This is a genomic window from Nocardioides sp. cx-169, from assembly GCF_021083605.1.
Taxonomy (GTDB): Bacteria; Actinomycetota; Actinomycetes; order Propionibacteriales; family Nocardioidaceae; genus Nocardioides.
In genome coordinates, this window is record NZ_JAJNRO010000013.1 from 83061 (window position 1) to 95384 (window position 12324).

12 protein-coding genes are annotated in these 12324 nt (G+C 71.7%); 6 read left to right on the forward strand and 6 right to left on the reverse strand.

The window, feature by feature from the left end; all coding sequences use genetic code 11:
* Both LRP67_RS17175 and LRP67_RS17180 read right to left on the reverse strand, forming a co-directional pair.
* Positions 1 to 768, reverse strand: coding sequence for a sulfite exporter TauE/SafE family protein (locus tag LRP67_RS17175; protein ID WP_231271385.1), 768 nt, complete (start codon positions 766 to 768; stop codon positions 1 to 3).
* Positions 765 to 1466 carry a FadR/GntR family transcriptional regulator gene (locus tag LRP67_RS17180; RefSeq protein WP_231271386.1) on the reverse strand — a complete coding sequence of 234 codons (702 nt, stop codon included), beginning with the start codon at positions 1464 to 1466 and terminating at the stop codon, positions 765 to 767. Before LRP67_RS17180 ends, LRP67_RS17175 begins: the two co-directional genes overlap by 4 nt.
* A 108-nt stretch (positions 1467 to 1574) precedes the next feature.
* Here LRP67_RS17180 and LRP67_RS17185 point away from each other — a divergent pair, with 108 nt between their 5' ends.
* Genes LRP67_RS17185 through LRP67_RS17195 form a run of 3 tightly spaced genes read left to right on the forward strand, consistent with a single transcriptional unit; the run spans position 1575 to position 5547 of the window.
* Positions 1575 to 2894: an SLC13 family permease gene (locus LRP67_RS17185; protein ID WP_231271387.1), complete on the forward strand. Its 1320-nt coding sequence runs from the start codon at positions 1575 to 1577 to the stop codon at positions 2892 to 2894.
* Between the two features lie 32 nt (positions 2895 to 2926).
* On the forward strand, positions 2927 to 4099 hold the full coding sequence (locus LRP67_RS17190; RefSeq protein WP_231271388.1) for a CaiB/BaiF CoA-transferase family protein: 1173 nt from the start codon (positions 2927 to 2929) through the stop codon (positions 4097 to 4099).
* Complete coding sequence (locus LRP67_RS17195; protein WP_231271389.1) at positions 4096 to 5547, forward strand: acetyl-CoA carboxylase carboxyltransferase subunit alpha/beta; 1452 nt, start codon at positions 4096 to 4098, stop codon at positions 5545 to 5547. The genes LRP67_RS17190 and LRP67_RS17195 overlap by 4 nt, the downstream gene beginning before the upstream one ends.
* A gap of 19 nt (positions 5548 to 5566) precedes the next feature.
* On the opposite strand, the gene LRP67_RS17200 is transcribed toward LRP67_RS17195, so the two are convergent.
* Genes LRP67_RS17200 through LRP67_RS17215 form a run of 4 tightly spaced genes read right to left on the reverse strand, consistent with a single transcriptional unit; the run spans position 5567 to position 9747 of the window.
* A complete protein-coding gene (locus LRP67_RS17200) occupies positions 5567 to 6499 on the reverse strand; it encodes a Ku protein (protein WP_231271390.1) in 933 nt (310 codons plus the stop codon).
* Positions 6500 to 6542: 43 nt separating this feature from the next.
* Entirely contained in the window at positions 6543 to 7496 is a 954-nt protein-coding gene (locus LRP67_RS17205; protein WP_231271391.1) for an SDR family oxidoreductase, read from the reverse strand.
* Positions 7493 to 8434 carry a bile acid:sodium symporter family protein gene (locus LRP67_RS17210; RefSeq protein WP_231271392.1) on the reverse strand — a complete coding sequence of 314 codons (942 nt, stop codon included), beginning with the start codon at positions 8432 to 8434 and terminating at the stop codon, positions 7493 to 7495. Before LRP67_RS17210 ends, LRP67_RS17205 begins: the two co-directional genes overlap by 4 nt.
* Complete coding sequence (locus tag LRP67_RS17215) at positions 8431 to 9747, reverse strand: NAD(P)/FAD-dependent oxidoreductase (protein ID WP_231271393.1); 1317 nt, start codon at positions 9745 to 9747, stop codon at positions 8431 to 8433. Before LRP67_RS17215 ends, LRP67_RS17210 begins: the two co-directional genes overlap by 4 nt.
* Positions 9748 to 9765: 18 nt before the next feature.
* Here LRP67_RS17215 and ligD (LRP67_RS17220) point away from each other — a divergent pair, with 18 nt between their 5' ends.
* The 3 genes from ligD (LRP67_RS17220) to LRP67_RS17230 all read left to right on the forward strand — a co-directional run bounded on the left by ligD (LRP67_RS17220) (position 9766) and on the right by LRP67_RS17230 (position 12320).
* Complete coding sequence (ligD, locus tag LRP67_RS17220) at positions 9766 to 10698, forward strand: non-homologous end-joining DNA ligase (RefSeq protein ID WP_231271394.1); 933 nt, start codon at positions 9766 to 9768, stop codon at positions 10696 to 10698.
* A gap of 19 nt (positions 10699 to 10717) precedes the next feature.
* Positions 10718 to 11638, forward strand: coding sequence for a non-homologous end-joining DNA ligase (gene ligD, locus LRP67_RS17225; protein WP_231271395.1), 921 nt, complete (start codon positions 10718 to 10720; stop codon positions 11636 to 11638).
* Between the two features lie 103 nt (positions 11639 to 11741).
* Complete coding sequence (locus LRP67_RS17230; protein ID WP_231271396.1) at positions 11742 to 12320, forward strand: signal peptidase I; 579 nt, start codon at positions 11742 to 11744, stop codon at positions 12318 to 12320.
* Positions 12321 to 12324 lie beyond the last annotated feature (4 nt).

The window sequence follows — 12324 nt, forward strand, 5'->3', positions numbered from 1 at the left end:
TCAGCGCAGCATCGTGACGGCGGCGGTCACGCCGGCCGTGACGATCAGCGCCCGGAAGAGGGTCGGCGGGAGCCGCCGTCCGACCCGCGCGCCGACGTACCCGCCGACCACCGAGCCGGCGGCGAGCAGCCCGACCGCCCGCCAGTCGACCTCGGCGACGAAGATGAAGATCAGCGCGGCCAGCAGGTTGCCGCACAGGATGGCCAGCGTCTTGAGCCCGTTGACGATGCGCAGCTCGAGGTCGAGCCCGAACCCCAGGACGGCCACCATCATCACGCCGGACCCGGCCCCGAAGTAGCCACCGTAGGCGCCCACCAGCGTCGAGAAGACCGTGGTGACCGGCGACATCCGGGTGCGGTCCGGAAGGGCCTCGCCGTCCGGGTGGCGGCGGCGCAGCCGCCTTGAGATCGCCGGCTGCGCGCCGACGAGGAGGCAGGTGAAGAGGATCAGCCACGGGACCACGGTCTCGAAGACCGACGAGGGCAGCGCTAGCAGCAGCACCGCCCCCACTGCCGAGCCGGCGGTGCAGGTGACGATCACCGTCGCGGTCACCCCCGGGTGCTCGCGCAGCTCGCGGCGGTAGCCGAAGGAGCCGCTCAGGCTCGCGGGCGTCATGCCCAGGGTGTTGCTGACGTTGGCCACCACGGGCGGCAGACCCACCGCGACCAGGACCGGGAAGCTGAGCAGTGACGCGACGCCGACGGTCGAGGTGAGCACCCCCGCGCCGAGCCCGGTGACGAGGACGGCGAGCTGCTCCAGGCCGGTCACGGGGGAGGGCGCAGCAGGGCGACGTCGCTGACCATCGCGACGTGCTCGTGCATCGCCTCGGCGGCGCCCACCGGGTCGCCGGCGCGGATGGCGGCGGCGACCGCACGGTGGCCGGCGAGCGAGTCCCGGGGCCGTCCGGGCTGGGAGAGGGACTCGATGCGGGTCTCCTTGATGAGGTCGCCGATCTCGTCCATCAGCCGCGCCAGCAGCAGCGAGTGTGCGGCCGCGGTCACCGCGCCGTGGAAGCGCTCGTCGCCCTCGACGCCGCGCCCCCCCGCCGCGATGTCATCGGCCATCGCGGCCAGGGCGTCGTCGATGCGGGCGAGGTCCTCGTCGGTGCGCCGGACGGCGGCCAGCGAGGCGATCTTGGTCTCCAGCGCGTCACGGGTCTCGATGATCTCCGGGAGCCGGTCGGCGTGGGAGCGGATCGCCTCGACGATGCGCGTCGAGCCGGGGGAGCCGCGCAGGACCGTGCCGTCGCCGTGGCGGACGGCGACCACGCCGATCACCTCCAGCGCGACCAGCGCCTGGCTGAGCGTCGCCCGGCTGACCCCCAGCCGAGTGGCGAGCTCACGCTCCGGCGGGAGCCGGTCTCCCTCACGCAGGTTGTTGTCGGCGATCCACGCCGTGATCTGCTCCGCGACCTGCTCGTAGAGCCGGGTCCGCATCAGCCGTTGCGGGAAGACGGAGTGGGACATGACCCGATTCTATTGACATCCGGACCATTGACCTATTGGCTAGGCCACTGAGCCAGCGTGTGAGCCCGGTCACCCACGACCACGACGCCGGCACCTCGGAGGGAAGACATGGGTCCGGAATGGGTGGCGATCCTCGCCCTGGTTGCACTGTTCGTGGTCGGTACGCTCCTGCCGATCAACATGGGGGCGCTGGCCTACGTCGCCGCCTGGCTGGTCGGGATGTACTCCCTCGACCTCGACGAGAAGGAGATCCTCGCCGGGGTCAGCGGTGACCTCATCCTCACGCTGATCGGCGTCACCTACCTGTTCGCCATCGCGCGCAACAACGGGACGGTGGACCTGATCGTCAGATCCGCGGTGCGCAGCGTCGGCGGCAGGGTGGCGCTCATCCCGTGGGTGATGTTCGGTGTCACCGCGCTGCTGACCGCCATCGGCGCGGCCAGCCCCGCCGCCTGCGCGATCATCGGCCCGATCGCGCTCGGCTTCGCCGGTCGCTACCGGATCAACCCGCTGATGATGGGCATGTTCGTGGTCCACGGGGCCCAGGGCGGCGGGTTCTCGCCGATCAGCATCTACGGCACGATCACCAACTCGGTGATGGAGGACGCCGGCCTGCCCACGAGCGAGGTCACGGTCTTCCTCGCCAGTCTCGTGGTCAACACGATCATGGCGGCGGTCCTGTTCGTGCTGCTCGGGGGTCGCGAGCTGATGGCCCGCCGGATCGACCCCGACGAGCCCGACACCCTCGACGAGGACCTGCACCGCGGCGGCGCCCACGTGCCCGCCCGCGGCACGGGCACGTACGCCCCGACCGGCACCAAGGCCGTCGGCGTACGCCGCGACCAGGTGCTGACCCTCGTCGCGTTCGTGGGCGTGGCCACGGTCGCGCTGGCCTTCGACAAGAACATCGGCTTCGTGGCCATCACGGCCGCGGTCATCCTGGCGATGCTCTCACCCGACCAGCACAAGGACGCGGTCAAGCAGATAGCGTGGCCCACCGTGCTGCTGGTGGCGGGCGTGAGCACGTACGCCGCCATCCTCACGGCCGCCGGATCCCCGGAGTTCGTGGGGGAGTGGGCCGCCGGGTTCAGCGCGGCGATCATCGGCGCCCTGATCCTCTGCTACGTGGGCGGCGTCGTGTCCGCGTTCGCGTCGTCGACGGCGCTGCTGCCGATCATCATCCCGATCTCGGTGCCGCTGATCGCCGAGGGCGGCATCTCCGCGGCGATGTTCGTGGCGGCCCTGGCGATCTCCTCGACGATCGTGGACGTGAGCCCGTTCTCCACCAACGGTGCGCTGATGCTGGCCAACCGGCCGGACACGATCGAGGAGCCGGTGTACTACAAGCAGATCCTGACCTACAGCGTGATCGTGGTGATCGTCGGACCGGTGCTGGTCTGGGCCGCGCTCGTGCTGCCGAGCTGGTGACCGAACCGATGACGGAAGAGCTGAGCGAGCACATGAGCGGACCACTGGACGACGTCCTCGTCGTCGACCTCACCCGCGCGCTGGCGGGCCCTCACGCCACCATGATGATGGGCGACCTGGGCGCCCGTGTGATCAAGGTGGAGGCGCCCGGCACCGGTGACGACACGCGCGGCTGGGGGCCGCCCTTCGTCGGCGACCCGGAGGCGCGCGAGTCGACGTACTTCCTCTCGGCCAACCGCAACAAGGAGTCGATCGCGCTCGACCTCAAGGATCCGGGCGACCGGGACCTGCTGCTGCGGCTCGTCGACCGCGCGGACGTGCTGGTGGAGAACTTCCGCACCGGCGTGCTCGAGCGGCTCGGCCTCGGCATCGCGGAGCTGCAGGCGCGTAACCCGCGCCTGGTCGTCCTGTCGATCACCGGCTTCGGCCACGACGGCCCCGAGGGCGGCCGCGCCGGCTACGACCAGATCGCTCAGGGCGAGGCGGGGCTGATGTCCCTGACCGGCTCGGGGCCAGACGACCCGCAGCGCGTCGGCGTACCGATCGCCGACCTGCTCTCGGGGATGTACGGCGCCTACGGCGTCCTCGCCGCGCTCCACGAGCGCGACCGCACCGGCCGGGGGACCGTCGTGCGCACCTCGCTGCTCGCCTCGGTCATCGGCGTGCACGCCTTCCAGGGCACGCGCTGGACCGTGGCCGGCGAGGTCGGCCGCGCCCAGGGCAACCACCACCCCTCCATCGCGCCCTACGGGCTCTTCCACTGCCGCGACGGAGCGGTCCAGATCGCGCTCGGCAGCGAGGGCCTGTGGCGGCGCTTCTGCGAGGGCTTCGGGCTGGACCCGGCGGCCGACGGTCTGGCCACCAACCAGGACCGGGTGGCCGCGCGGGCGCGGGTCATCGAGGTCGTCGAGGGCGTCTTCGCCGACTGGGACGCCGAGCCGCTGCTCGCCCGCCTGGCCGAGGTCGGGGTGCCGGCCGGCAAGGTCCGCACGCTCGACGAGGTCTACTCCTGGGACCAGACCGCCAGCCAGGGCCTGCTGGTCGACGTCGAGCACCCCACCCTGGGCCGGGTCACGCTGCCCGGCCCGCCCCTGCGGTTCTTCGACGCCGCCGGCGCCGAGGTGACCCGCCGCGACCACGCCTCCCCGCCGGTGCTCGACGAGCACGCCGGCTCCATCCGGGCCTGGCTCGAGGGCGGCGAGTGAGCCGCCGCTGGGGGGCCCAGGACCTGCTCGACCTGGTCCTCGACGACGGCTCGTTCGAGTCCTGGGACGGCCCGATCGACATCTCGCAGCACCCAGCGGCCTACCGCCGCGAGCTCGAGGCGGCGGCGGAGAGGTCCGGCGCGGACGAGGCGGTCCTCACCGGCCGGGGATTGGTCCGCGGACGGCCGGTGGCCGTGGTCGCCAACGAGTTCCGGTTCCTCGGCGGATCCATCGGGCAGGCCACCGCCCGCCGGATCGCGTCCGCCGTACGACGGGCGACGGCGCAGGGCCTCCCGGTGCTGGCCACGACCAGCTCCGGCGGCACCCGCATGCAGGAGGGGACGCCCGCCTTCGTGCAGATGGTCGACATCTCGCGCGCGCTGATGGCGCACCGCGCGGCGGGGCTGCCGTACCTGGTGCAGCTGCGGCACCCCACCACCGGAGGGGTCTTCGCGTCGTGGGGCTCCCTGGGACACGTGACCGTCGCGGAGCCGGGCGCGCTGGTGGGCTTCCTCGGCCCGCGCGTCTACGAGGGGCTCACCGGCGAGCCCTTCCCCGAGGGGGTGCAGACCGCGGAGAACCTCGCCGCCAAGGGCATCATCGACGCCGTCGTGTCCCCGGAGGAGCTGCCCGCACTGGTCGACCTGGCCCTCGCCGTCCTGGTCGACCCGCCCGGTGCGGCCACGCTGCCGCGGCGCGAGGACCGGGCGGCCGAGCGCCGCAACCCCGTCTGGGAGTCGATCACGCGCACGCGCGCCGAGGACCGCGCCGGCGTACGCGACCTGCTGCGCCACGGCGCGACCGGAACGCTGCGGCTGCGCGGTACCGACGAGGGGGAGTTCGACGACACGGTCTTCCTCGCGCTGACCCGCATCGACGGCCAGCCCTGCGTCCTGGTCGGCCAGGACCGCACCCGCCAGACTCCCGAGCAGGCGATGGGACCTGGCGCCCTGCGCGAGGCGCGACGCGCGATGAGCCTGGCCGAGGAGCTGCGGCTGCCGCTCGTGACGATCATCGACACCCCCGGAGCCGAGCTGTCGCAGCGCGCCGAGGAGGGCGCCATCGCCGGCGAGATCGCCCGCTGCATCGGCACCCTCGCGACGATGACCGTGCCGACCCTGTCGGTGCTCCTCGGTCAGGGGTGTGGCGGCGGCGCGCTCGCGCTGCTCCCCGCCGACACCGTCATCGCCGCCGAGCACGCCTGGCTCTCGCCCCTCCCGCCCGAGGGCGCGAGCGTGATCGTGCACGGCGACGCCGACCACGCCGACGAGATGGCGCAGACGCAGCGGGTGGGCGCCGCCGAGCTGCTGGCCGACGGCACGGTCCAACGGGTCATCCCCGAGCACGACGGCGAGCCCGCCGAGGACCTCGCCATCGCCGTCGCCGCCGAGATCAGCGCCCAGCTCCGCCGGATGACCAGCCCACCGGACGATCACCCCGCCCGCTGAGTTGCTGACGGGTCGGCGTTCAGCTGGCCTTCTTGGCCGGGGTCTTCTTGGCGGCGGTCTTCTTCGTGGTGGCGCTCTTCTTGGCGGCCGCCTTCTTGGCCGGGGTCTTCTTCGCGGCGGTCTTCTTGGTGCCGGCCTTCTTCGCGGGGGCGGGCTTCTTCGTGGGGGCCTCGTCCTCGCCGCGGGAGGTCTTGGCGGCGTCGACCGAGCGCTGGAGTGCCGCGAGTAGGTCGACCACCTCGCCGGAGGACTTGGTCGAGGTGGCGGTCCGCTTCACCTCGCCGCCCTCGATCTTGGCCTTCACGAGCGCCTCGACCGCCTCGGCGTAGTCGTCCTCGAACTCCGCCGGGTCGAAGTCGCCGGCCAGCGTCTCGACCAGCATGTTGGCCATCTTCACCTCGTTGGCCTTGACCTCGCCGCCGTCGATGTTGAAGTCCGGCGTGCGGATCTCGTCGGGCCACATCATCGTCTGGAGCACGATCACGTCGTCGCGCACCCGCAGTACCGCGACCGACGTGCGCTGCCGCAGGGCGACGGTCACCACGGCCATCCGGTCGGCGTCGAGCAGCGCCTGGCGCAGCAGGGCGTAGGGCTTGGCGCCGGACTTCTCCGGCTCGAGGTAGTAGGACTTCTCGAACATCATCGGGTCGATCTGCTCGGTCGGGACGAACTTCTCGACCGCGATCTCGCGCGAGGAGGTCAGCGGCAGCTCGGCGAGGTCGTCGTCGCTGAGGATGACCATCTCGCCGTCCTCGGTCTCGTAGCCCTTGGCGATGTCGGCGTAGGCCACCTCCTCGCCGTCGATCGAGCAGACCCGCTGGTACTTGATCCGCCCGCCGTCCTTCGCGTGGACCTGACGGAACGACACGTCATGCGACTCGGTGGCGGAGTAGAGCTTGACCGGCACGTTGACCAGTCCGAAGGACACCGCACCCTTCCAGATCGCGCGCATGCTCAAGCCTCTCTCGTCGCTGACGTCCCATCAGTATCCGCGGTTACGACTCCCGACGCATCCGCCACTCATCGAAGGCCTCGCGACTCGTCCGCGTCGGCCGGTACCCGAACCGCTCCTTCAGGCGACTGTTGTCCAGCACCGGGCGGTACTGCAGGAAGAGCGTCTGCTCCGGTCCGTACGGCGTGAGGCCCAGCCGGCTGCCCACGGCGAGGGCGGCCCGCAGCACGGGCTCGGGCATGACCAGCGTGGGCTTGCCCAGCAGTGCGGCGATCTCGTCGATGGTGAGCGCCCCGTCGCCGGCGACGTTGAAGATCCCGGTCGCCTCGCCGGTGACGGCGCGCTCGATGACCGCGACCACGTCGGTGTCCCAGATGAAGACGAACGGGGAGTCCGCGCCGCGGATCTTGAGCAGCCGCGGCCGCTCGAAGAGCGCCGTGATCTGGTTGTCCACCGAGACGCCCAGGATCGTCCCGATCCGGAGCACCACCTGCTCGAGCGCGGGGTGCTCCGCCCGGGCGTTGGCCAGCAGCTCCTCGACCAGCCGCTTGTGGTGGCTGTAGGCGAACTGCTCGTTGCCCCGCACGGGGTCGTCCTCCGTGAGCCAGCCGCCGTGGGCCGCGCCGTTGTCGGCGTGGTAGCCGTAGGCGGCGCCGCTGGAGGAGACCACGAGCCGGCTCACCCCGTGGGCCACGCACGCGTCGATCACGTGCCGCGAGCCGTCGACGTCCACGGCGTACTCCAGCGCGCGGGTGGAGCCCTTGCCCGGCGTGACGATGGAGGCCAGGTGGACCACGACCTCGGGGGCCGCCGCGGCGATGCCCGCGTCGACCGCGTCGCGGTCGGTCACGTCCATCACGATGTGCTTCACCCCTGGCACGGCGGTGGCCGGGAGCCGGAGGTCGGCGCTCGTGACCGCGTGGCCGGCGGCGCTCAGCCCGCGCACGACCGAGGAGCCGAGGAAGCCGCTGCCGCCGGTGACCAGCACCGCTGTCATGCGGCCACCGGCTTGCCGGACGAGCCGGAGGGTGTCGGCGCCACGCCACGCACCCGGCGCCAGGTGACGGCGACCGCGAGCCCGGCGATGATGTCCCAGATGCCCCACCACGCCGCGACCAGCGCCATGCCGCCGAGGCCGTCGAAGTAGGTGAAGACGAGCAGCAGGCCGAGCCCCGCGTTGCGGATGCCGACCTCGAACGTCATGGCGCGGACGCTGGCGTCGGGCAGCCGGGTGGCGCGGCCGATGCCGTAGCCGAGGAGCAGCGACAGTGCGTCGTGGAGGAACACCGCCAGCAGGACGATGCCGATGTAGTCCACGAAGATGTCCCAGTTGCGCGCGACCCCGATGACGATGATCGCGGCGAGACCGACGTAGGAGATCGGGCCGATGACCCGGTGACCGGCGGCGGCGACCCGCGGCCACAGTCGCGCGATCGCGATGCCGGCGATGAACGGCACGCCGATGACCAGGCCGATCTCGAGCAGCATGTCCACGGCGCTGAGGTCGATCTCCGCGAGCAGCTTCTCGCCGGTGGGGTGCAGGCCGCCCCAGAACGCCATGTTGAGGGGCATCAGGAAGATCGCGAGCAGGTTGCTGACCGCGGTCATCGACACCGAGAGCGCGACGTCGCCGCCGGCGCGGTGGGTCAGGATGTTGGAGACGTTGCCGGGCGGGCAGCAGGCCACGAGGATCAGCCCGAGCGCCACCGAGCCGCGCAGGTCCAGCACCAGCGTCAGCACGAACGTGATCGCGGGCAGCAGCAGGAACTGCGCGAGGACGCCGATGGCGATCACGCCCGGACGCCGCAGCGCCGCGGCGAAGTCCTGCGCCTTGGTGTCGAGCGCGATGCCGAAGAGGATCAGTCCGATCACGATCTTCAGCGTCGTCAGCGAGCTCTCCTCGAAGACGATCCGTACGTTGTCGACGTCGGTCATGACAGCCCCTCGATCTCGGCGCGCACCGCGGAGCGGTAGGCGTCCTTGTTGACGTAGTAGGACATGCGTTCCAACCCGAGGTAGCGGTAGCCGCCCGACAGGTCCGGTCGGGGCCCGGCCACGCGTTCCTCGAGCGCGCGAGCGGCGTCGGGGGCGTCGCGGCGTGCGCGCAGGTACGACGCCACGAGCTCGGCCTGCTCGTAGCGGCCCTGCCAGCCGATGCCGGACGCCTCGATCATGCCCAGCACGAACAGGTCGGGGTCGGCCTGGGTGAAGATGTTCAGGTACAGGTCCGGAGCGCTGCCGCGGCCGCGCCAGCGCAGCAGTGCGGGGTCGAGGAACGGGTAGTGCAAGTGGTAGCCCGTGGCCAGCACGACCAGGTCGTACGGGGAGCGGGTGCCGTCGCGGAATGCGACGCCGTCGCCGTCGAGCCGCTCGACGTCGGGCCGTACGCGCAGGTCCCCGTGACCGAGGTGGTGCAGGACCAGCGTGTTCACGATGGGATGGGACTCATAGATCCGGTAGTCCGGCTTCGGGAAGCCGAACCGGGTCGGGTCGCCGGTGAACATCCGCAGCACCCGGGTGTCCACGGCCTGCTTGATCCGAGGCGGTAGCGGCCGGCCCTGGTTGAGGGTGTCGGCCGGCTTGCCGAAGAGGTACTTCGGCACGAAGTAGTAGCCGCGCCGCACCGACAGGTCGACCGACGCGGCGTGGTGGACGGCGTCGACTGCGATATCGCAGCCGGAGTTGCCGGCGCCGATGATCAGCACCCGCTTGCCGGCGAAGATCGTGGGGCTCTTGTAGGCGCTGGTGTGCAGCACCTCGCCGTCGAACTTGCCCGCGAGGTCGGGCACCGACGGCTCGCTGAGCGTGCCGTTGGCGACCAGGACGCCGGCGTGCCGGTGCTCGGTGCGCCGACCGTCCTGCTCGACGGTGACCGTCCAGCCGCCGTCGGGGTGCGGGGCGGCGGCCACGACCTCCGCGCCGAAGCGGAAGCCGGACGTCAGGTCGTAGGTGTCGGCGAAGGCGCGGAAGTAGGCCAGCAGCTCACGGTGGGAGGGGTAGTCGGCGACGTCCTCGCTCATCGGGAACTCGGCGAACTCCGTGGTCCGCTTCGAGGAGATGAGGTGGGCCGACTCGTACACGGTGCTGCGTGGACCGTCGATGTCCCACAGTCCGCCGACGCCCTGCGCCAGCTCGTAGCCGCTCCAGGGGATGCCGGCGCGCTGCAGGTTGCGGGCCGCGGCGAGTCCGGACGGGCCGGCGCCGATCACGGCATAGGTACGTTGGTCAGTCGAGATTGTGGGATCCACGGGAGGCATGATGTCGCTATGCGTCCCATGCTCGCCACCAAGGGTGTCCACGTGCCGTCCGGAGACGAGTGGTCCCACGAGGTGAAGTGGGACGGCGTGCGCATCCTCGCCGACACCGCCGACGGGCGCACCCGCATGTGGAGCCGCAACGAGAACGACGTCACCGTGGCCTGGCCGGAGCTGAGCGACTCGCCGCTGGGCGGACGCGACCTGCTCGTCGACGGCGAGGTGATCGCCCTGAACGCGCGTGGGCTCCCCGACTTCCGGGTCCTGCAGGACCGCATGCACAACCGCAACGCCACGACCGCCCGGCGCCTGAGCCACGAGGTGCCCGCGACGTTCATGGTCTTCGACCTGCTGCGCCTCGACGGCAACGACCTCACCGACCAACCGCTGGACCGCCGGCGCGAGCTCCTCGCCGGTCTAGACCTGGCCGACTCGACGTGGCAGGTGCCGGCGGCGTACGACGACGGCGCGATGCTCTTCGACGCCACCCTGCAGCAGGGCCTCGAGGGCATCGTCAGCAAGCGCCGGTCCTCGCGCTACACCTTCGGCGCCCGCTCCCCGCACTGGCTCAAGTTCGCCCACCGGCACCGGCTGTCGTACGTCGTGGGCGGGTGGCGGCCCCAGGAGGGCACGACCGACCGGCTCGCCGCGCTGCTGGTGGGCGAGCCGACGCCCGAAGGCCTGCTCTACCGCGGCCGCGTGGGCAGCGGCATCGGCGGCAAGGTGGGCTCGATGCTGGGCGAGCTGCTGAAGCCGATGGAGCGCCCCGACAGCCCGTTCGCCGACGAGGTCCCGCGGGTCGACGCGCGCGGCACCCACTGGGTCGAGCCGCGCATCGTCGTGGACGTCGACACCCACGGCACCGGCTACGACCGCCTCCGGCAGCCGTCCTACCAGGGCGTGCGCCACGACCTCGACGCCGAGACCCTGGGAGCGAACCCGTGAGACGGATCGAGGTGGGCCGATGAGTCCCAAGAAGGAGACCTACGACAAGCAGCAGGTGCTGGTGGACGTCGAGGGCCGCACCCTCAAGATCAGCAGCCTGGACAAGGTCCTCTACCCCCGCACCGGTACGACCAAGGGCGAGGTGCTCAACTACTACGCCCAGGTCGCGCCGGTGCTCCTGCCGCACCTGGCCGACCGGGCGGTGACCCGGATCCGGTGGCCGCACGGCGTCGAGGACATGAGCTTCTTCGAGAAGAACACCCCTCCCGGCACCCCGTCGTGGGTGCGCACGGTCACGGTGCCGACGACCGGGAGCCGCTCGGGCAAGGGAGACGGGGTCATCACCTTTCCCATCGTGGAGGACCTGGCCACGCTCACCTGGCTGGTCAACCTGGCCGCGCTCGAGCTGCACGTCCACCAGTGGACCGTCGGTCGCAACGGCCGGCCCCGCAACGCCGACCGCCTCGTGATCGACCTGGACCCGGGGGAGCCGGCGGGGCTGCACGAGTGCTGCCAGGTCGCGCTGATGGTGCGCGAGATCCTGGCCGAGCGCGGCCTGCACGGCAGGCCCGTCACCAGCGGCAGCAAGGGCCTGCACCTGTACGCCGACCTGCCCAAGCGGCTGCCGAGCGATGACTCGACGGCGCTCGCCAAGGAGGTCGCCGAGGAGCTCCAGCGCGAGCACCCCCAGCTGGTGACCGCGACGATGACCAAGTCCAAGCGCAGCGGCAAGGTGTTCCTCGACTGGTCCCAGAACGCCGGCTCCAAGACCACGATCTCGCCGTACTCGCTGCGGGGGAAGGAGCGGCCCTACGTCGCCACCCCCGTGTCGTGGGACGAGGTCGAGGCCGGCGCCGAGGACCCGGAGAGCCTGGGCCAGTTCCGGTTCGACGAGGTGCTGGCGCGAGTCGCGGAGCGCGGCGACCTGTTCTCCTCCTGAGTGCTGTTACCGAACGGTGGACACCGCGTTCCCCGCACGTGGTGGGCGACGCCGTAGCGTCCGAGGGTCCTCGTGGTCAGCCACGCGGGGACGGGAGGACCCGATGGAGATCGCTCCGACGCCCGCGCGACGCCGGCGCAAGTCGCGCGCCCGGGCGTGGCTCCTGCTGGCGGTCCTCGCGCCCGTGACCTTGCTGGCGCTGATCCCCACGATGCTGGGCCTGCAGCGCTACGTGGTGGTGCAGGACTCCATGTCCGGCGGCATCTCGCGCGGATCCGTGGTGCTCGAGCGCGTGGTTCCGGTCAGCGACCTGGAGGTCGGCGACGTCATCACCTACCGACCGCCCGCCACCGCGGGTGAGAAGGGTCTCGTGACCCACCGGATCGTCCACATCGACGGCTCCCACCTGCGGACCAAGGGCGACGCCCGCGAGGCGCCCGACCCCTGGCTGGTGCCGATCGAGGACGCGTCGCTGCCGCACGTCGTGCTCGCGATCCCGTTCGTCGGCTACCCGTTCGTCGGCACCGTCGCGAGGGAGACGTGGCTGGCGGTGCTGCTCGCGCCGACGGGCGTCCTCGCCCTGCTCGCCCTCCGCGGCGCGTGGCGCCACCGCCGCCCCCACCCGCCTGCGTCCCACGGCATTCTTCCGTCCAGGGGACCAACAGCCTCTCAGCCCCTATGATGCA